Here is a 17,024-nt window from a genome sequence, read left to right as displayed (position 1 = left end):
TGCACCCGAGCGGGAGCGGTCCTGGGCCACCGAGCCCCCAAGCGAGATCGTGCGGCCGACCACCACCCGACCGGGTGGCGGGACCGTTTGTCCTGGCACCGATTGTTCAGCGTAGGCCGGCCACCCAGCGGGCGTTGCGCACGAACGTGCGCCGGATGGCGTCGGGGTCGCCGAGGAAACAGCCCACCATGAGGGCGTCACGCAGCATGGCGAGGGTCTCGGCTTTGGCGTCGACATCGTCGCGGCGGGCCTCGGTGAGCAGCCGCCGCAACTCGGCACGGAACCATGCGCGGTGCTCACCGATGACGCGGCGTACCGGGCTCGCGGGGTCGGGGAACTCGGCCGCTGCCTTGATGAACGGACAGCCGAGCGTGTGGTGTCGGTGGGCGTCGGTGGCGACGCCTTCGATGGCCAGTTCGAGGGCATGGTCGGCGGAGACGGCGTGGCCGAGCCCGGTGCTCCAGATTGCTTGAATCATCTGGTCCTCGCGTTCGAGGTAGGCCACGACGAGCGCTTCCTTGCCGGCGAAGTGTCGGTAGAGGGTCGCTCGGGTGACCCCGGCCTGCCGAAGGACGCGGTCGACCCCGACGCTGTTGATGCCCTCGCTGTAGAACAGCTGGCTCGCCGTGGTGAGGAGATGGTCGCGGGGCGCTGACCGCCCGGGGCTCGGCATCGCCTCATCCTACCTACCAGACCGATCGTTCTTTCTTTTTTGAACCTGTGATTTGCCCGTCTGCGTGATTGGTGGCTAAGTTGTCGCCCATAGAAGAACGATCGTTCTAGGGGGAGGCAGTCTTGGATACCACCGCCGATCAGATGGCGGCGGCGTACTTCGACGCCATCGAGATCCTCTGCCGGGTAACTCCGAAGGGCTGGTACGCCGAGCGGGGCACGGCCCGCGCGGCGGTGACCCACGCCGGCGTCGCGACGCTCAACGTGGCCTACGACACGACGACGGAGCCGGATCTCGGGTCGCTCGACGAGATGGCGACCGAGGTCGGCCGGCAGACCGCGCACTGGTCGATCATCGTGCGTGGCGAGGTGGGCGACGAGATCTCGGGTCTCGCGACCCGGCACGGGCTGCTCACGCGTAGTGAGCTGCCGTTTCTGACCTGCGCCACGGACGACATCGTGTTCCGGGCCGGCTCGACACAGCGGGCGTCGGTGCGCCCGGTCGGCGCTGCCGAGAACGAGATCTACACCGAGGCTCTTACCCAGAGCTTCGAGGCTCCCGAAGGCGCCTTTGGCTCGTTGATGGGTGGGGCTGTGCTGGACGCCGACGCCATCACCGGTTATCTGGCCGAGGAGTCCGGCCGTCCCGTTGGCACGGGGCTCGGGATGCGGACCTCCGGGGTGGTTGGCGTGTTCAACATCGCCGTCCTTCCGGCCGCCCGGGGTCGTGGCCTGGGCCGGGTGATCACCGAGACCGTTCTGCGGGACGGCATCGCGGCCGGCGCGGACGCCGCCTACCTGCAGACCAGCGCGATGGGCCGGCCGCTCTACGAATCGATGGGCTTCGCCCTGGTGGAGACCTGGACCGTGTTCTCGGCGGGCTGACGGACGAGATCGACCGATCTGCCGCTCGGTGACATCGATGGAAGAGAGAAAGCCCATGACCTTCAGTGAGAACGTGCGTTCCGCCTTCCGGCGTGGCGAGACCGACGCCGTGGTGCGGATGAGCGAGGCCGAGATCGAACGCGCTCAGGCGGCCGGTGACCCGGCGGCCGAGGTGGAAGCCCGGTACAGCCTCGCCCGGGTCGCCATTCGTGGCGGTGACCTGTCAGCCGGAGAAGCCCGAGCACGGGAGGCTCTCGCGGTGGCGCAGCGCTCCGGTGATCGCGGCCTCGAGGAACGGCCGAGGCACGTGCTCGCCGCCGTCGCGCGTATGTCCGGCGACCTGCTTCGCGCTCGGGATCTGTACCGGGAGAGCATCGCGCTCAACGAGACGCTCGACCAGCCCAAGATGGTCAATTCCGAGTATCACAACCTCGCGTTCTGTGAGCTGGGGCTGGGCAATCTCGACGCGGCGAGGAAACTGTTCGCCGAGAACCGCGAGCGGGTGTTCCGCGCCAACTGGGTCGACTTCGTGCCGTACGTCTGCGTCGCGGGTGCTGCACTCGCGTCGGCCGAGCATGATCATCCGCGTGCGGCGCGGATGACCGGTGTCGCGGACGCCGCGTTCGCGGCACTCGGTCAGGTACCGGATCCCGACGACGCGGCCGACCTCGCCACGGTGCGCGCCGCCGCGATCGAGGCGCTCGGCCCCACCGCCTTTGACGAGGAGTACGCCGAGGGTCGGCTCCTCGAACCGCGGGTGGCCTTCGGCGACTACCGGGCCTGACACGTCGGCAACACGCCGCCGGCTCCCCTTCGTACCTGCGGCCCTGCACCGACTGGACAACTCCGCGCCGCCGGTACGGACGATTGACCTTGACGTATAGGTCAAGCCATACCGTCCCTGATATGAGGACAACAGAGATCCGGCTGGTCCGGCGCCCCGCCGGCCCGCCCACGCCGGCCGATTTCGCGCTCGTCGAGACGACCGTTCGGGAGCCGCGGGATGGTGAGGTGCTGGTCCGCAACCAGTACATGACGCTCGCCGCCGTGATGCGGCAGCTGATCCGGGGTGGATCACCCGGCCTGCCGGAATACCCGGTCGGGCAGGTCATGTCCGCCAAGACCTGGGGCGAGGTCGTCGTTTCGCAGAGCCCACTGCTGCCAGCCGGCAGCCGGGTCCTGCACACGGCAGGCTGGCGGGAGTACGCGGTAGGTCCGGCGTCGGGCTTTCGGGTGGCACCGCCCGGTGACCCGCTCCTGCACCTGTCCAGCGGGCTGACCGTGTTCGCAGGTCTGCGACTGGTCGACCTACGCCCCAGAGAGACGGTGTACGTGTCCAGCGCCGCGGGTGCCGTCGGCAGCCTCGCCGGACCCATCGCCCGGGCGCTCGGCGCCGGCCGGATCGTCGGCAGCGCCGGCACCACCGCCAAGGTGACCGACCTGGTTGACCGGCTCGGCTTCGACGCCGGGTTCGACCGGAGCCGCCCGGTCGAGACCGAGCTGGCCCGGCTGGCGCCGGACGGCATCGACGTCTACTTCGACAACGTCGGTGGCGAGCACCTTGCCTCGGTCGTGACCGTGATGAATCCCAACGGCCGTGTCGCCCTCTGCGGTGCTCTCGCCCAACAGCTGGGTGACATGCCTGGCACCCAGCTCGACCTGCTGGCGGTCATCGGCAAACGGCTGACCCTGCGTGGCTTCACCGCCGCCGGGCATCCAGAATTCGAGTCGGGCTACCTCCAACTCATGGGTGACAATGGCATCACCGTTCCACACCGGATGGTGGACGGACTCGCAGCGGCTCCGCAGGCGTTGCTGGACCTGTTCGCCGGACGGCAGACCGGCACGGTCGTGGTTCGGATCGACCCGAAGGGGTGAGCCGCAGTTGCGGATCGGAGAACTGGCGGCCGCGACGGGAACGACGAACCGCGCGCTGCGTTACTACGAGCAGGAGGGTCTGCTGCACAGCGACCGGACACCCGCGGGTTACCGGGACTACCCGGAGCACACCGAGCTGCGGGTTCGGAACATCCGGGAACTGTTGGCCATCGGCTTCACCGTCAGCGACGTACGCGGCTTTCTCGACTACCTGGACAAACCCCTGCCGCCGGCCTTCGTTGAGATCAACGGCTGCGCCACCGCAGTGCAGATCGCACGGCAACGCATCGACCGCCTCCGGGATCGAATCGAGACCCTCACCCGGCTGCACGACAGCCTGGCTGCCCGGCTCGATCCGCACTGACCCTGACCAGGGTTCCTGCTCGCCGTCCAACACGTCCCATACGACGGTCGCACTCGTGGTGGTCAGCAGGCTGGCCGTGGAGTCATATTCGGCGCGGTACGGCTCCGTCCTGCCAGCGGTAGAGGTCGCGCAGCAGGGAAATTTCGGCGCCGTGATGGATCAGCTCCCTGTTGACGTGCAGGACGATGCCCTCCATGGGACGCCGCTCGGGACCCACCGTGGGCGGATTCTCCAGGTCGGCGTCCGAGAGTTCACGGACCCCCGCGTTCCATCTCCCGTACATCTCATCGAACTGTTCTAGCGCCTCGTCAGCGGTCCCCGCGTAGGCGAATGTCTGGGAGTCGACGTCCTGGCCGCCGAAGTGCCAGCCGACCCGATAGCCCAGGCACGAGACGATGACGTGCGCCAGCCGCCAGGCAATCGTGGTCACCGGCGCCGACACCGGGTCAGGGGACGCGGAGTCCACCGTCCACTCTCCCGAACCTGCCGACATCGGTGCGGCCGACGTGCCACGTGGGCGGATGTTCCAGCAGCCGCGTACCGGCTCCCAGAAGTACTCCTCGTCGGTAAGACCGTCCAGCCGCGGCCGTAGGTTCTTGTGCCAGTACCAGTCCAGCTGCTCCGCGAGCCGTTCGCTTCTTGCCATTTCCGGACCTTACCTACGTCGGGGACCCGGCTGGGACCCTCGCGGACGCCATCGCGGGTCTCGACTCAGGGGCATGGCATGGGACGACGAGTTCCGGGAGCTGCTCTCCAGCGAATGCCAACTCGGGTCAACCAGCGCCAACGCGGGTCACTGCGGGCCGCAAACCGGGTCCGTGTGCTCGGGCTGTGGCCCTGGGCTGGGAGAACGGGGGACCGGGTGACGTGGGTGAACGTGGGCCACTCCCTGCCACTTGAGGTGAACCCCAGGTCGCTAGACTAAGCCCTCGCGCCCTCGTAGCTCAGGGGATAGAGCATCGGTTTCCTAAACCGTGTGTCGCAGGTTCGAATCCTGCCGGGGGCACCTCGATACACAGCCAAAGCGCGATCTGAGCTGGTGATACGCATGCCGCTCGATGAGAACAGACGCGGAATGACCTTGCCGGCCAGAGCATCAGCGATCCTGTCGTTGACGGTGGCCCCCGCGCCGTCGACGCACGTGGCGTAGACCTTGAGCAGTACGTCCACGGGGCGTCCGGCCCGGTCGGCTACCTCGGTTGCCGGCCGGATCAAGGATATGTCGGCAAGACGGTGCGTGCGGCGGGCGGAGCTGCCCGAGGCGAGACGGCGACAGCCTGATCCGCAGGATCCGGAACATGCGCGGGATGATCAAGTGCTGCGTCAGTGAGTTCGCCTGTTCACGGCCGTGGAGCTGGAGATCGAATCGGCGGCCAGCTTGTGGATGGCTGGGTACAACGCACGGGAGAGGGCACTGTGCGGTGGCTCCCGGCGGGCGCCGGTGCGCTGTGGGCGCAGGCGGCCGAACGCCTCCGCCGGGCTGATGCGTAAACAGCGACGATCCTGAACTCGCGCAAACGCCCGGTCCTCGGATCCCGGCGGGGCTGGCGTTTTACGATCAGGCGCGGATGAGCGGCGGAGAGGGGCAAGCAGTGGCGAGGCCGGGTCTGAGTACGGCGGAACGCCTGTCCGGCTACACCGACGCCGTGTTCGCCGTCATCATCACCATTATGGTCCTGGAATTGCGGCCGCCCGAGTCGTCTGAGTTCAAGGCCATTCTCGGCCTGTGGCCGACCATTATCAGCTACATCGTCAGCTACATCTTCATCGCGATAATCTGGATCAACCACCACTATCTGATGACCTACGTCGACGTGCCGTCACCACGCGTGATCTGGCTCAACTTCGCGCATCTCTTCTTCGTGTCGCTGGTGCCGTTCGCCACCGCGTGGATGGCCGACACCAAACTCGCCCGCGCGCCCGTCATCACCTATGCTCTGCTCTTCGTCGCCACCGACGGAATGTACAACCTGTTCGAGATCGAGATCTTCCGTCATTCTGCGAAGATCTCGAAGACCAAGTACAAGACAACTCGTCGCAGATCGCTGGCCGCGTTGGCATTCTTCGTCACCGCCGCAGTCCTTGCCACCATCGAGAGTTGGCTCGGCTTCGGTCTCATCTGCCTCGCCCTTGCGCTACACCTTCGCCCCGACGCGAGCGCCCGCTGGCGACGTCGAAAGACCGAACCGACAGATTAGGCCCGCACACAGAGAGCGCCGTCGGCGAACTCTCGACGACGCTCCCGTGACGACTCGACCGCCTCAGAAGTACTTGTACATCTCCTCGGAGGCGTTCTCGATCTCGCTGGCCGGCGGTGCGGTCACCGTGACCGGCTTGCCGAAGTCGCTCATCTTCATCTCGGTGGTGAGGTCACCCAAGGTCTTCGTGGCGATCGTGTACGACAGCGCGGTGAGTCGGCCCTCACCGTCGACGGTCGCCTCGAACGGAATGGCCTTGGGGTCCTTCGCCAGCTTGGCGGACGACTCGAGACCCTGACGCATACCGCCGTCGGCGCTGGCGGCGGCGGCCGCCTTCTCCAGGTCGGCGGTGCCCTTGTAGCGCCCGTTGCCGGTCGCCTCGGCGGTCACGATGCCGCCGACGATGCCGGTCTGCGACTTGAGATCGAAGGACTGCCGCAGCGGGCTGTTCGGGCGGAGCTTGCTGAGGTCGAGCTTCATCCACGGCTTCTTGCTCTCGAGCGAGTCCGACTTGATGTAGGCCGCGTCGCCGATCAGCCGAGCCTCGATCGGCTCGGGGGCGTTGCCGGTGACGTGGATCGTCCGGGCGGCAGGGTCCGTCTTGCCGTTGAGGGTGATGGACTGGGTGCCGGCCTTCACCGAGGCGTCCATGCTGACCGTGCCGGCGAGGCTGCGGTCCATGCCCTGCTTGACGGCCACGACCGGGTCGGCGGCGGACGTCGCGGGTGCGGGTGAGGTCGGGGCGGAGCCGCCGCCGGAGTTGGTGCCACAACCAGCCACGAGGGCGGCGGCGAGGGCGATCGAGATGGCAGGGATCAGTCGACGCATAGACGTGACCCTAATGGGTGGGCGCCGTCAGGGTCGCCCCGCAGGCAGTTGCTCGGCCCGGCTGAGCACCTGGTCGATCAGGCCGTACTCGCGGGCCTGTTCCGCGGTGAACCAGCGGTCCCGGTCCCAGTCCCGCTGGATCTCCTCCACCGTCCGTCCACTGTGCTGGGCGGTCAGCTCCTGCATCGTCCGCTTCACGTGCAGCATGTTCTCCGCCTGGATGGTGATGTCCGAGGCGGTGCCGCCCATCCCACCGGACGGCTGGTGCATCATGACCCGCGAGTGCGGCAGCGCGTACCGCTTGCCGGCCGTGCCGGCGCAGAGCAGGAACTGCCCCATCGAGCCGGCGAACCCCAGCGCGAGGGTGGCGACGTCGTTGCGGACGTACCGCATCGTGTCGTAGACCGCCATTCCGGCGCTCACCGAACCACCCGGCGAGTTGATGTAGAGGTAGATGTCCCGATCGGCGTCCTCCGCGGCGAGCAGCAGCATCTGCGCGCAGATCTGGTTGGCCGCCTCCTCGGTCACCTCGGTGCCGAGAAAGACGATCCGCTCCCGCAGCAGCCGCTCGAACACCTGGTCACCGAAGGTCGGCTGCCCGCCGTCCAGCATTCGCACGCCGTACCCGATCATTCGCCGCAGCCCTCCACCGTGCCGGCGGGCAGCGGGACCGCCCGGTGGACCGGCACCCCCAGCGTGCGCGCGGCGGCAGCGCCCGGACCAGGGATTCTGCCGGCGGCAGATCCGCCGACAGCAGAAGCGGCGCGGCCTACGCGGCGCTCAGGCGCCACGTGCCCGCGCCGGCCACCGCACTGCCAGCCACAGCTGCGGTACGCGGACCGGGGCGCGAGCCCTCGGCGGTGTCCACCGCGTCGACGGGCAGGGTCGACACGCCCACCCCCGGCAGAGCGTGCAGGACCAGCCCACCGGTGCGCGGGCCCACCAGCAGAGTCGCGTTGCCGGTGTCACGCCGGATCATCTCGACCCGCTCCAACCGGGTGAGCACCGCGTGCGGTGCGGCCGGGAGGCGAGGCTCGACGTGACGCATATCGTCGCGGGCCTCGCCGAGCAGGTCGGCGAGGCTGATGCCGAGCGCCCGGCAGATCGCCGCGAGCACCTCCGAGGAGGCTTCCTTGCGCCCCCGCTCCACCTCGGAGAGGTAGGGCACCGACACGTCAGCCGCCTGGGCCACCTCGCGCAGCGTGCGGCCCTGACGCTGACGGTGGCGGCGCAGCACACCGCCGATCACTCGTCGCAGCAACGACATGCGGGCCTCACTTTCGCGGTCGTCGTCCGGGGGCACCCCCATCATGCCGGTTCCCGGTCGTCAGGACCGACCCGTCCGGGCCCGCGCCGCCGTGTCGGTGCGAACCTCGATGTGTCATCGGCGCAGGTGGGTGTGCCAGGTCGCCGGCTCGTTCGTCAGGCGGTCGGTTGCCCGGTCGGCCACCGGGGGGTGCGGGCCGCTCCGTACCCGCTATGTTGTGGGCGTGCAGGCGACGGTGGTGGAGCAGGTTCGACGGTGATCCATTTTCCCGCGCAGCGCCGGGGCCCGCTGAGCGCGCTGAGCCTCCGGCTGGCCGCCGCCCTGGGCCTGGTCTTCGCCGTGGTCGCCGCGGTCTACCTGGGCCGGGAGGGCTACCGCGACGTCAACGAGGATGGCCTCACCCTGCTCGACTGCTTCTACTACGCGGTCGTCTCGCTCTCGACCACCGGCTACGGTGACATCACGCCCGCCGCGCAGTCGGCCCGGCTGGTCAACGTCCTCTTTGTCACTCCGGCCCGGATTCTCTTCCTGATCATCCTGGTTGGCACCACCCTGGAAGTCCTGACCGAGCAGTACCGGACCGGCCGTCGCCTGTCGCGGTGGAGGAGAACCGTGAAGGACCACGTCATCATCTGCGGCTACGGCACCAAGGGTCGTAGCGCGGTCTCCGCGTTGATGGAGAACGGTCTGGACCGGTCGAGGATCGTGGTGGTGGAACGCAGCGGTCCCGCTCTGCGCCAGGCCACCTCCGCCGGACTGGTCGCCATCGAGGGCTCGGCGACCCGGTCGTCGGTGCTGGAGGAGGCCCACGTCCGGACGGCGAAGGCCGTGATCATCGCGACCGACAGCGACGACGCCTCGGTGCTGGTGGCGTTGACCGTCCGGCAGGTCACCGCCGGGCAGGTCCGGATCATCGCGGCGGCCCGCGAGGCCGAGAACGCCCCGCTGCTCAAGCAGAGCGGCGCGCACCACGTGATCGTCTCCTCGGCCACCGCCGGCCGGTTGCTCGGCCTGTCGACCTCGGCGCCGCCGCTGATCGACGTCGTGGAGGACCTGCTCACTCCCGGTCAGGGCATGGCGCTGGCGATGCGCTCGGCGGAACGTGACGAGGTGGGTCGTTCGCCGCGCGAGTTGGAGTCGTTGGTGATCGCGCTGGTCCGGCGGGGCAAGGTGGTCAGTCTGGCCGACCGTGCCGGCGCGGTGATCGAGACCGGCGACATGCTGGTGCACGTCCGCGACGACCGCCCCCAGTCGACCTCGGTGGTCTGAGTCGCCCGCCGCGGCGGCGTCAGCGGTTGTCGTCGGAGGGAACGTCGTCGAGGATCACCGTGGTGCAGGTGACCGTCGTCGCGCTGGCGGCCCGCCGGAGCAGTAGATAGAGCTTCTCCCGCTCGTCGGGCTCCAACGTCCCCAAAATCTCGTTCTCGGCGCTCGCGAGGGCGCACTCGGCCTCGTTGAGGCGTTTCGCGCCGTCGTCGGTGAGCTCGACGACGTGCCGGCGGCGATCCTCGGGCGAGCGCCGCCGCTCGACCAGCTGCATCGCCTCGAGGTCGTTGAGCAACCCGACGATGTTGGTGCCGTCCATGGCCAGGGTGCTGGCGAGCGACTGTTGGCTGATCTCGCCGACGTCCCGTAACACGGTGAGCGCGACCAGATGCCGCGGCCGTAGGCCCAGCGGCGTCAGCGCCGACTCGGACCGCAGCCGCATCCGCCGGGCCAGATGGTCCAGCAGCGGGCCGGAGCGGTGCTCCGATCGGTCGAGCGGCGCGGCGGACATGTGACCCATTCTACCGAGCGGATGAAACATCGCCCTGCTATAAATAGTTGGTGCTACACGAACGATCTTTGAGAGGAAGATAATGCATCTGCTGCATATCGATTCGAGCATCCGCGGTGACTGGTCGGTCAGCCGTCGACTCACCGCTCGCGCCGCCGCGGTGTGGCAAGCGGCACACCCGGACGGCACGGTGACCTACCGGGACCTGGGTGCCGAACCGCTCCCACACCTGGACAGCGCGGGAGGCCTGGCGCGGATGACGCCGACCGACCAGCACACCCCGGCCCAGCGCGAGTCCTGGGAGCTCAGCGAGCGGCTGGTGCACGAGGTGTTGCGGGCCGACGTGGTGCTGCTCGGGCTGCCGCTCTACAACTACGGCGTTCCCAGCAGCGTCAAGGCCTGGGTCGACCATCTGATCCTGCCCGGGCTGGCGTACGACCCGGAGACGTCGACCGGCCTGCTCGGTGGCCGCGAGTTCGTGGTGCTCGGCAGCCGTGGTGGCGGCTACGGCGAGGGAACGCCCCGCAACGGCTGGGACCACGCCGAACCGTGGCTTCCGCACGGGCTGTCGCCGACCGGCCTCGAGCCGCGCTTCATCAGCGCCGAGTTGACCCTCGCACCGGTGGTCCCGGCGATGGCCGAGCTGATCCCGTTGCAGGAGGCGAGCCTCGCGGCGACCGAGAAGGAGATCGACAACCTCTGGACGCCGGCCTCCGCCCAGCGCTGAGCGCCCGTACGACGAGAGCGGCCGCCCCCAGCAGGGGACCGGCCGCTCTCGTCATGGGAGTACGGGTCAGATGATCGTCCAGGTGTCGCCGCTGCCCAGCAGGCCGGCGAGCTGCTGCTCGGGCGTCTCGGTGACGGTCGCCCTGGCGGCGGCGAGCTGACTCTGCACCACGCTGTCGTAGGACGGCCGGTCCACCGAGCGGAACACGCCGATCGGGGTGTTGCGCAGGTCCAGACCGGGCAGCCGGGACAGCGCGAAGGCGTACGCCGGGTCGGCCACCGTCGCGTCGTGCACGACGATCTCCTCCGGGCGGACCGAGGCGGTCTCCCGGACCTCCAGGCCGAACCCGCCCGGCGGGTGCACCACGCAGAACTGCCCGTCGGCGCCGAAGGTGACCGGCTGCCCGTGCTCCAGGCGGATCAGGTAGTCGTCCCGGGTGGCCGGCTCCTTGAGCTGCTCGAACGCCCCGTCGTTGAAGATGTTGCAGTTCTGGTAGATCTCCACGAACGCCGAGCCCTCGTGCTCTGCGGCAGCCCGCAGCACCGACTGCAGGTGCTTGCGGTCGGAGTCGATGGTCCGACCGACGAAGCTGGCCTCCGCGCCGAGGGCCAGCGAGAGCGGGTTGAACGGAGCGTCCGCCGAGCCGGCCGGCGTCGACTTGGTGACCTTGCCAACCTCTGAGGTTGGGGAGTACTGACCCTTCGTCAGCCCGTAGATCCGGTTGTTGAACAGCAGGATCTTGAGGTTGACGTTGCGCCGCAGCGCGTGGATCAGGTGGTTGCCGCCGATGGAGAGCGCGTCCCCGTCGCCGGTGACCACCCAGACCGACAGGTCGGGCCGGGACACCGAGAGGCCGGTGGCGATCGCCGGGGCACGGCCGTGGATCGAGTGCATCCCGTACGTGTTCATGTAGTACGGGAAACGGGACGAGCAGCCGATCCCGGAGACGAAGACGGTCCGCTCCCGGGGAATGTTCAGCTCCGGCATGAACTGCTGGATGGCCGCCAGGATCGCGTAGTCACCGCAGCCGGGGCACCAGCGCACCTCCTGGTCGGACTTGAAGTCCTTGGCGGTCAGCTTGACGGCGACGGGCTCAGACATTCTTCAGCACCTCTTCCAGCGTCGTCTCCAGCTCCGCGGACGTGAACGGCAGGCCGCGAACCTGGTTGTAGCTGATCGCGTCGACGAGGTAGCGGGCCCGGATGACGTGGGCGAGCTGGCCCAGATTCATCTCCGGAATGACCACCCGGTCGTAGGAGCGCAGCACCTCACCCAGGTTGGCCGGCATCGGGGCCAGGTGCCGCAGGTGCGCCTGGGCGATGGACAGACCGCGCTGGCGCACCCCCCGGCACGCCGCGCCGATCGGCCCGTACGTCGAGCCCCAGCCGAGCACCAGCACCCGGGCGTCACCGTCCGGGTCCTCCACCTCGATGTCCGGTACCGGAATGGCCTCGATCCGGGCGGCCCGGGTACGCACCATGAAGTCGTGGTTGGCCGGGTCGTACGAGATGTCGCCGGTCTTGTCGGCCTTCTCCAGGCCGCCGATCCGGTGCTCGAGCCCCGCCGTTCCCGGGATCGCCCACGGTCGGGCCAGCGTCTCCGGGTCACGCAGGTAGGGCAGGAAGGTGGTGCCGTCCTCGCCGTTGGGCGTGGAGGCGAACTCGACCCGCAGGTCCGGCAGCGACTCGACGTCGGGCAGCAGCCACGGCTCCGAGCCGTTGGCGACGTAGTTGTCCGACAGCAGGATCACCGGGGTGCGGTACGTCAGCGCGATCCGGGCCGCCTCGAGTGCGGCGAAGAAGCAGTCCGATGGCGACTTGGGCGCGATCACCGCGACCGGTGCCTCGCCGTGCCGGCCGTAGAGCGCCATGTTGAGGTCGGCCTGCTCGGTCTTGGTCGGCATGCCTGTCGACGGGCCGGCGCGCTGCACGTCGACGATCACCAGCGGCAACTCCAGCGCCACCGCCAGGGAGATCGTCTCGCTCTTGAGCGCGACACCCGGGCCGCTGGTGGTGGTCACCCCGAGCGACCCGCCGTAGGAGGCACCAAGCGCCGCGCCGACCGCGGCGATCTCGTCCTCGGCCTGCACGGTGAGCACACCGAACCGCTTGTGCTTGCTCAGCTCGTGCAGGATGTCCGAGGCCGGCGTGATCGGGTACGCCCCGAGGAAGACCGGCAGACCGGAGCGGACCCCGGCGGCGACCAGACCCAGCGAGAGTGCCGCGTTGCCGGTGATGTTGCGGTAGGTGCCCGGCCGCATCTTGGCCGGCTTGACCTCGTAGCGGACCGCGAAGTCCTCCGTCGTCTCGCCGAAGTTCCAGCCGGCCCGGAAGGCGGCCACGTTCGCCGCGACCAGCTCCGGGCGGGCCGCGAACTTGCGCTCCAGGAAGCGCAGCGTCGAGGCGTACGGCCGGGAGTACATCCAGGAGAGCAGGCCGAGGGCGAACATGTTCTTCGACCGCTCGGCGTCCTTCTTGGACACCTGGTGCGTGGCGAGCGCGCCGACGGTCATCGAGGTCAGCGCCACCGGGTGCACGACATAACCGGCCAGTGAATCGTCGTCGAGCGGGCTGGTCTGGTAGCCGACCTTGGCGAGGCTGCGCTTGGTGAACTCGTCGGTGTTGACGATGATGTCCGCGCCACGCGGCAGGTCGGCCAGGTTGGCCTTGAGCGCCGCGGGGTTCATCGCCACCAGTACGTTGGGGGCGTCACCCGGGGTGAGGATGTCGTAGTCGGCGAAGTGCACCTGGAAGCTCGACACGCCGGGCAGGGTGCCGGCGGGAGCGCGGATCTCGGCGGGGAAGTTGGGCAACGTGGAGATGTCGTTGCCGAGCTGTGCCGTCTCGGAGGTGAACCGGTCGCCGGTCAACTGCATACCGTCGCCGGAGTCACCGGCGAACCGGATGACCACCCGGTCGAGTTGACGGATCTGCTTGGTCACTGTTCCACCTTCGTTCGCGACTGCGGGGCTCGCAGAACCGGCTCACTCCTCGCGCTCACGCTGCCACCTTCGTTCGCGACTGCGGGGCTCGCAGAACCGGCTCACTCCTCGCGCTCACGCTGCCACCTTCGTTCGCGACTGCGGGGCTCGCAAAACCGACTCACTCCTCGCGCTCACGCTGCCACCTTCATTCGCGACTGCGGGGCTCGCAGAACCGGCTCACTCCTCGCGCTCACGCCTGCACCTCGCTGCGCAGCACGCGGTCGCGCGGGCGGCTCAACATGATGGTGACCTCGCCTTGCCCGGCCACGGGACCTCCTTGACGCAACGCTGCAGCACACCGCCCAGGCCGGTCCGGTCCGCTGTCGTTCCTCACCTGAGAGCCTACGTCGAACGGACCCCCGACCCTCCCGGGAGGTCCGCCGACTGGGAACAGATCCAGCGGTAATTTAGTGGGTAATATGACGTTTCACCCGCCCCGCCGTAATCCAGATCACCGCTGACGGCCTCGGCCGCCGGCGGTGACCCGTCCCGGTCAGTCGGTGGGAGCGGCGGTCGGCTCGGCCAGCCGGTCACTGAGCCGGCGGCGCAGCGAGGTGGTCGCCAGCGCCAGGGCCAGCACCACCAGCACGACGGAAACCACGATCAGGATGATCGCGGTGCGCTGCACCGAGGTCATCGGGCCGCCGTTGGCGAGCCCACCACCGGCGAGTACGCCCTGAGAGCCGGTCGGCGCGGGCGGTGAGACGACCGGGGTGGCCAGCGCGGCGGCCGCGGTGATCCGGAAGCTCATCTGCATCTGCCGGGTCGGGCCACTGCGCGGGTCGAGCTGGCCGATCACCGCGCCGGACAGCGGCGCCTCCCGCTGGGCCTGCGGCGTCGCCTCCACCGGAAGCAGCACGTCGACGGCCCCGCCCGCCGGCACCAGGCCCGCGTCACACCGGGTGCGGGTCGGATCGACAGTTACGCAGCCGGCCGGCGGGGTCGGCACACTCACCCCGGCCGGCAGGACCACCTCGACCCGGCCCGCGGCGTCCGCCTCGCCGGTGTTGCCCAGCCGCACCGAGAGGGTGCTCGGGGCGCCGCTGATGTCGAAGGCCACCTCGCCGGCCGCCAGCGAGATCCCGGGTACCGGCGGGCCGGGCGGAAAGAGCACCGCGAAGCCCTGGTTGTCGGTCACGTCGCCGGCCACCCCCGGTGCGTCCGCGGCGACCTGCACGGAACCGCTGAGCGGCATCTGGCGCCAGGCGTTGCCGGCGACCCGCAGCCGGAGCACGCTACTGAACCGGGCGCCCGGTGCGGCGGCCGTCCAGGCCCCGCACTGGTACGCGCCGCCGCCGACGGCGGCGCATCCCTTGGTCCCGGCGTCGGCAAGACCGGCGGGCAGCGTGTACGCGAGCCGGATCCGCTGGACGGCGGTGCCGGTGTTGGTCACCGTGACCCGCAGCGTGACGGCCGTGCTGGCCGCGTTCCAGTACGCGCCCGGGACGGTGACGTCCTCGGTGCTGACCTGCACACCGAGCGGGCTCGGCGGTGGCGCCTCCGGGCCCGGGGCCGGCGGATGAACCGGGGGCACCTGGGGCGTCGGCGGCTTGGGCGTGGGCGGCCGGTCGGTGTTGACCGGCCCGGGCGCGGTGGTGGTCGGTGCCGGCGGTACGTCCGGCGCGGTGGTGACCGGTGCCGGTGGCGTCGTCTCCGGCGGCGGCGCGGTGGTTGCCGGGGCTGGGTCGGTAGGGGTCGGATCGCCGCCCGGCTCCTCGCTCGGGGTGGGCTCTTCCGCCGGGGTTGTCTCGGGGTCCGTCCCGGGTTCCGCTGCGGGCTCGGTCGCCGGTTCGGTCGCCGCCGCCAACGCGCCGGCCCGAGGCACCGCCGCGCTGGCCCAGGCCGGCCCGATGGCGAGCGCCGCGAGCAGGCCGAGCGAGAGCGAGGTCGCCAGCACGGGTGTGGGACGCCACCCCGCCACCCGGAGACCGGGTGCTGCCTTCACGCGGGCCATCTGGTCCTCCGGTGACGTTGGGTGGGAGTCCAATATTCGGTAACAGTTGCCTGAGTGCACTAGTCCCAGCTGGAAACGAATCCGTAACGTGTCCAGGGCTGCCATTCCAGGGGGGCGGTAGGCTCCCGGACGTGACCGGTTACCTGGGCTCGTACGCGACGCTCGGGCTCCTGCTGCTCGCCAGCGTGTTGTTCTTCGTTACAGCGTTCTCTGCCAACCGGCTGTTACGTCCCGCCCGCCCGGCCGATCCGGCCGGCAAACGGGCCAGCTACGAGTGCGGGATCGACCCGGTCGGGTCGGACTGGGCGCAGATGCAGATCCGCTACTACGTCTACGCCTACCTGTACGTCCTGTTCGCGGTCGAGGCGGTGTTCCTCTTCCCCTGGGCGGTGGTCTTCGATCGGCCGGGCTTCGGGCTGGTCACGGTGGTGGAGATGGCGGTGTTCGTGGCGGTGCTCGCACTCGGAATCCTCTATGCCTGGCGTAGGAACATCCTCCGCTGGACCTGACCGGCGGGGCCTCCGGCGATCGTGTCGGTCCGTCCGGCCGTTCGCGGCCCGTTGCCGCGACGACCGGACAGTCAGGCCAGGCCTCGGCGGGTCACCGCGGGCGGTCGGTTCCCGCGGATCGACGCCACCATGTCCAGCACCCGGCGGGTCGGCCCGACCTGGTGGGCTCGGAAGACCCGCGCGCCCAGCCAGGCGGAGATCGCGGTCGCGGCGAGCGTTCCCTCCAACCGCTCGGCCACCGGCAGGTCCAGCGTCTCGCCGACGAAGTCCTTGTTGGAGAGCGCCACCAGCAGCGGCCATCCGGTTCCGGTCAGCTCGTCCAGTCGTCGGGTGATCTCCAGGGAGTGCCGCGTGTTCTTGCCGAAGTCGTGCGCGGGGTCGATGAGGATCCCGTCGGGGCGTACCCCGGCCGCCACCGCACGCTCGGCGAGCCCGGTCACCGTCGCGACCACGTCGGCGACCACGTCGTCGAAGGCGGCCCGGTGCGGTCGGGTCCGCGGGACCAGCCCGCCGGCGTGTGAGCAGAGCAGGCCGGCGCCGGTCTGGGCGGCCACCCGCGCCAGTGTGGGGTCGGCGCCCGACCAGGTGTCGTTGAGCAGGTCGGCGCCGGCCGCCACGGCCTCCACGGCGACCTCGGCACGCCAGGTGTCGATGGAGATCACCACGTCCGGGAACGCGGCCCGCACCGCGGCGATGGTGTCCACGGTCCGCCGGATCTCCTCGGTGGCGTCCACCTCGGCGCCCGGCCCGGCCTTGACCCCGCCGATGTCGATGATCGCCGCGCCCTCGTCCACCGCCCGCTCGACCGCGCGTAGCGCGCTGTCGGCAGCGAAGGTGGCGCCCCTGTCGAAGAACGAGTCCGGCGTGCGGTTGACGATCGCCATCACCACCAGCTCGTCGGGAGCGAATATCCGCCCACCCAGCCGAAGCGACCCGGCCATGCCCGCCTCCTGAGAATCCGCACCGTCGCCGCCAGCGCCGG

Annotated in this window: 18 protein-coding genes and 1 tRNA gene; 9 read left to right on the top strand and 10 right to left on the bottom strand. The window is 69.7% G+C overall.

Annotated features, from left to right (window positions below; all coding sequences use genetic code 11):
• Positions 1-106: 106 nt before the first annotated feature.
• The gene (locus ACLJN9_RS05945) at positions 107-673 is read right to left on the bottom strand and encodes a TetR/AcrR family transcriptional regulator (protein WP_410810049.1); all 567 of its coding nucleotides are present in this window, start codon (positions 671-673) and stop codon (positions 107-109) included.
• Between the two features lie 122 nt (positions 674-795).
• On the opposite strand from ACLJN9_RS05945, the gene ACLJN9_RS05940 reads away from it, so the two are divergent.
• The 4 genes from ACLJN9_RS05940 (at position 796) to ACLJN9_RS05925 (ending at position 3,799) form a co-directional block, all read left to right on the top strand.
• Entirely contained in the window at positions 796-1,557 is a 762-nt protein-coding gene (locus tag ACLJN9_RS05940; RefSeq protein WP_410810048.1) for a GNAT family N-acetyltransferase, read from the top strand.
• 55 nt (positions 1,558-1,612) lie between these two features.
• The gene (locus ACLJN9_RS05935) at positions 1,613-2,341 is read left to right on the top strand and encodes a tetratricopeptide repeat protein (protein ID WP_410810047.1); all 729 of its coding nucleotides are present in this window, start codon (positions 1,613-1,615) and stop codon (positions 2,339-2,341) included.
• Positions 2,342-2,463: 122 nt separating this feature from the next.
• Positions 2,464-3,435: a zinc-binding dehydrogenase gene (locus ACLJN9_RS05930; RefSeq protein WP_410810046.1), complete on the top strand. Its 972-nt coding sequence runs from the start codon at positions 2,464-2,466 to the stop codon at positions 3,433-3,435.
• Between the two features lie 7 nt (positions 3,436-3,442).
• Positions 3,443-3,799 (top strand): MerR family transcriptional regulator, encoded by a 357-nt coding sequence (locus tag ACLJN9_RS05925; RefSeq protein WP_410810045.1) that lies wholly within the window; start codon positions 3,443-3,445, stop codon positions 3,797-3,799.
• A gap of 82 nt (positions 3,800-3,881) precedes the next feature.
• Here the strand turns inward: ACLJN9_RS05925 and ACLJN9_RS05920 are convergent, their stop codons facing one another.
• Complete coding sequence (locus ACLJN9_RS05920; RefSeq protein ID WP_410810044.1) at positions 3,882-4,445, bottom strand: DinB family protein; 564 nt, start codon at positions 4,443-4,445, stop codon at positions 3,882-3,884.
• Positions 4,446-4,732: 287 nt separating this feature from the next.
• Here ACLJN9_RS05920 and ACLJN9_RS05915 point away from each other — a divergent pair.
• Both ACLJN9_RS05915 and ACLJN9_RS05910 read left to right on the top strand, forming a co-directional pair.
• Positions 4,733-4,805: transfer RNA gene (locus tag ACLJN9_RS05915), tRNA-Arg, on the top strand.
• A 562-nt stretch (positions 4,806-5,367) separates the two neighbouring features.
• Positions 5,368-5,997: a TMEM175 family protein gene (locus ACLJN9_RS05910; protein WP_410810043.1), complete on the top strand. Its 630-nt coding sequence runs from the start codon at positions 5,368-5,370 to the stop codon at positions 5,995-5,997.
• Between the two features lie 63 nt (positions 5,998-6,060).
• On the opposite strand, the gene ACLJN9_RS05905 is transcribed toward ACLJN9_RS05910, so the two are convergent.
• The 3 genes from ACLJN9_RS05905 to ACLJN9_RS05895 form a co-directional block, all read right to left on the bottom strand.
• Positions 6,061-6,825 (bottom strand): hypothetical protein, encoded by a 765-nt coding sequence (locus ACLJN9_RS05905; RefSeq protein ID WP_410810042.1) that lies wholly within the window; start codon positions 6,823-6,825, stop codon positions 6,061-6,063.
• Between the two features lie 27 nt (positions 6,826-6,852).
• Positions 6,853-7,458: a ClpP family protease gene (locus tag ACLJN9_RS05900; protein WP_410810041.1), complete on the bottom strand. Its 606-nt coding sequence runs from the start codon at positions 7,456-7,458 to the stop codon at positions 6,853-6,855.
• 136 nt (positions 7,459-7,594) lie between these two features.
• A complete protein-coding gene (locus ACLJN9_RS05895) occupies positions 7,595-8,092 on the bottom strand; it encodes a helix-turn-helix domain-containing protein (protein WP_410810210.1) in 498 nt (165 codons plus the stop codon).
• A 255-nt stretch (positions 8,093-8,347) separates the two neighbouring features.
• Between ACLJN9_RS05895 and ACLJN9_RS05890 the strand changes: the two genes are divergently transcribed.
• Entirely contained in the window at positions 8,348-9,361 is a 1,014-nt protein-coding gene (locus ACLJN9_RS05890; protein WP_410810040.1) for a potassium channel family protein, read from the top strand.
• 19 nt (positions 9,362-9,380) lie between these two features.
• Here the strand turns inward: ACLJN9_RS05890 and ACLJN9_RS05885 are convergent, their stop codons facing one another.
• Positions 9,381-9,869 carry a MarR family winged helix-turn-helix transcriptional regulator gene (locus ACLJN9_RS05885; RefSeq protein WP_410810039.1) on the bottom strand — a complete coding sequence of 163 codons (489 nt, stop codon included), beginning with the start codon at positions 9,867-9,869 and terminating at the stop codon, positions 9,381-9,383.
• Positions 9,870-9,951: 82 nt separating this feature from the next.
• Here ACLJN9_RS05885 and ACLJN9_RS05880 point away from each other — a divergent pair, with 82 nt between their 5' ends.
• Positions 9,952-10,596, top strand: coding sequence for an FMN-dependent NADH-azoreductase (locus ACLJN9_RS05880; protein WP_410810038.1), 645 nt, complete (start codon positions 9,952-9,954; stop codon positions 10,594-10,596).
• Between the two features lie 66 nt (positions 10,597-10,662).
• Here the strand turns inward: ACLJN9_RS05880 and ACLJN9_RS05875 are convergent, their stop codons facing one another.
• The 3 genes from ACLJN9_RS05875 to ACLJN9_RS05865 form a co-directional block, all read right to left on the bottom strand.
• A complete protein-coding gene (locus ACLJN9_RS05875) occupies positions 10,663-11,697 on the bottom strand; it encodes a 2-oxoacid:ferredoxin oxidoreductase subunit beta (protein WP_410810037.1) in 1,035 nt (344 codons plus the stop codon).
• Positions 11,690-13,537, bottom strand: a complete 1,848-nt coding sequence (locus ACLJN9_RS05870) for a 2-oxoacid:acceptor oxidoreductase subunit alpha (protein WP_410810036.1) — start codon at positions 13,535-13,537, stop codon at positions 11,690-11,692. The genes ACLJN9_RS05875 and ACLJN9_RS05870 overlap by 8 nt, the downstream gene beginning before the upstream one ends.
• A gap of 535 nt (positions 13,538-14,072) precedes the next feature.
• Positions 14,073-15,533, bottom strand: coding sequence for a hypothetical protein (locus ACLJN9_RS05865; protein WP_410810035.1), 1,461 nt, complete (start codon positions 15,531-15,533; stop codon positions 14,073-14,075).
• A gap of 131 nt (positions 15,534-15,664) precedes the next feature.
• Between ACLJN9_RS05865 and ndhC the strand changes: the two genes are divergently transcribed.
• Positions 15,665-16,042 (top strand): NADH-quinone oxidoreductase subunit A, encoded by a 378-nt coding sequence (ndhC, locus tag ACLJN9_RS05860; protein WP_410810034.1) that lies wholly within the window; start codon positions 15,665-15,667, stop codon positions 16,040-16,042.
• A 71-nt stretch (positions 16,043-16,113) separates the two neighbouring features.
• Here the strand turns inward: ndhC and folP are convergent, their stop codons facing one another.
• Complete coding sequence (gene folP / locus ACLJN9_RS05855) at positions 16,114-16,983, bottom strand: dihydropteroate synthase (protein WP_410810033.1); 870 nt, start codon at positions 16,981-16,983, stop codon at positions 16,114-16,116.
• Between the last annotated feature and the right edge of the window lie 41 nt (positions 16,984-17,024).

The sequence above is a fragment of the Micromonospora sp. 067-2 genome (genome assembly GCF_046549295.1).
In the GTDB taxonomy this organism is placed as follows: domain Bacteria; phylum Actinomycetota; class Actinomycetes; order Mycobacteriales; family Micromonosporaceae; genus Micromonospora.
This window is presented reverse-complemented; position numbering and strand designations above follow the sequence as displayed.

Bases quoted from the DNA above. Each gene is read 5' to 3' on its own strand.
- ACLJN9_RS05945 (WP_410810049.1), bottom strand. From the start codon at position 673: ATGCCGAGCCCCGGGCGGTCAGCGCCCCGCGACCATCTCCTCACCACG.
- ACLJN9_RS05935 (WP_410810047.1), top strand. From the start codon at position 1,613: ATGACCTTCAGTGAGAACGTGCGTTCCGCCTTCCGGCGTGGCGAGACC.
- ACLJN9_RS05930 (WP_410810046.1), top strand. From the start codon at position 2,464: ATGAGGACAACAGAGATCCGGCTGGTCCGGCGCCCCGCCGGCCCGCCC.
- ACLJN9_RS05920 (WP_410810044.1), bottom strand. From the start codon at position 4,445: ATGGCAAGAAGCGAACGGCTCGCGGAGCAGCTGGACTGGTACTGGCAC.
- ACLJN9_RS05910 (WP_410810043.1), top strand. From the start codon at position 5,368: ATGAGCGGCGGAGAGGGGCAAGCAGTGGCGAGGCCGGGTCTGAGTACG.
- ACLJN9_RS05905 (WP_410810042.1), bottom strand. From the start codon at position 6,825: ATGCGTCGACTGATCCCTGCCATCTCGATCGCCCTCGCCGCCGCCCTC.
- ACLJN9_RS05900 (WP_410810041.1), bottom strand. From the start codon at position 7,458: ATGATCGGGTACGGCGTGCGAATGCTGGACGGCGGGCAGCCGACCTTC.
- ACLJN9_RS05895 (WP_410810210.1), bottom strand. From the start codon at position 8,092: ATGTCGTTGCTGCGACGAGTGATCGGCGGTGTGCTGCGCCGCCACCGT.
- ACLJN9_RS05885 (WP_410810039.1), bottom strand. From the start codon at position 9,869: ATGTCCGCCGCGCCGCTCGACCGATCGGAGCACCGCTCCGGCCCGCTG.
- ACLJN9_RS05880 (WP_410810038.1), top strand. From the start codon at position 9,952: ATGCATCTGCTGCATATCGATTCGAGCATCCGCGGTGACTGGTCGGTC.
- ACLJN9_RS05875 (WP_410810037.1), bottom strand. From the start codon at position 11,697: ATGTCTGAGCCCGTCGCCGTCAAGCTGACCGCCAAGGACTTCAAGTCC.
- ACLJN9_RS05865 (WP_410810035.1), bottom strand. From the start codon at position 15,533: ATGGCCCGCGTGAAGGCAGCACCCGGTCTCCGGGTGGCGGGGTGGCGT.
- folP (WP_410810033.1), bottom strand. From the start codon at position 16,983: ATGGCCGGGTCGCTTCGGCTGGGTGGGCGGATATTCGCTCCCGACGAG.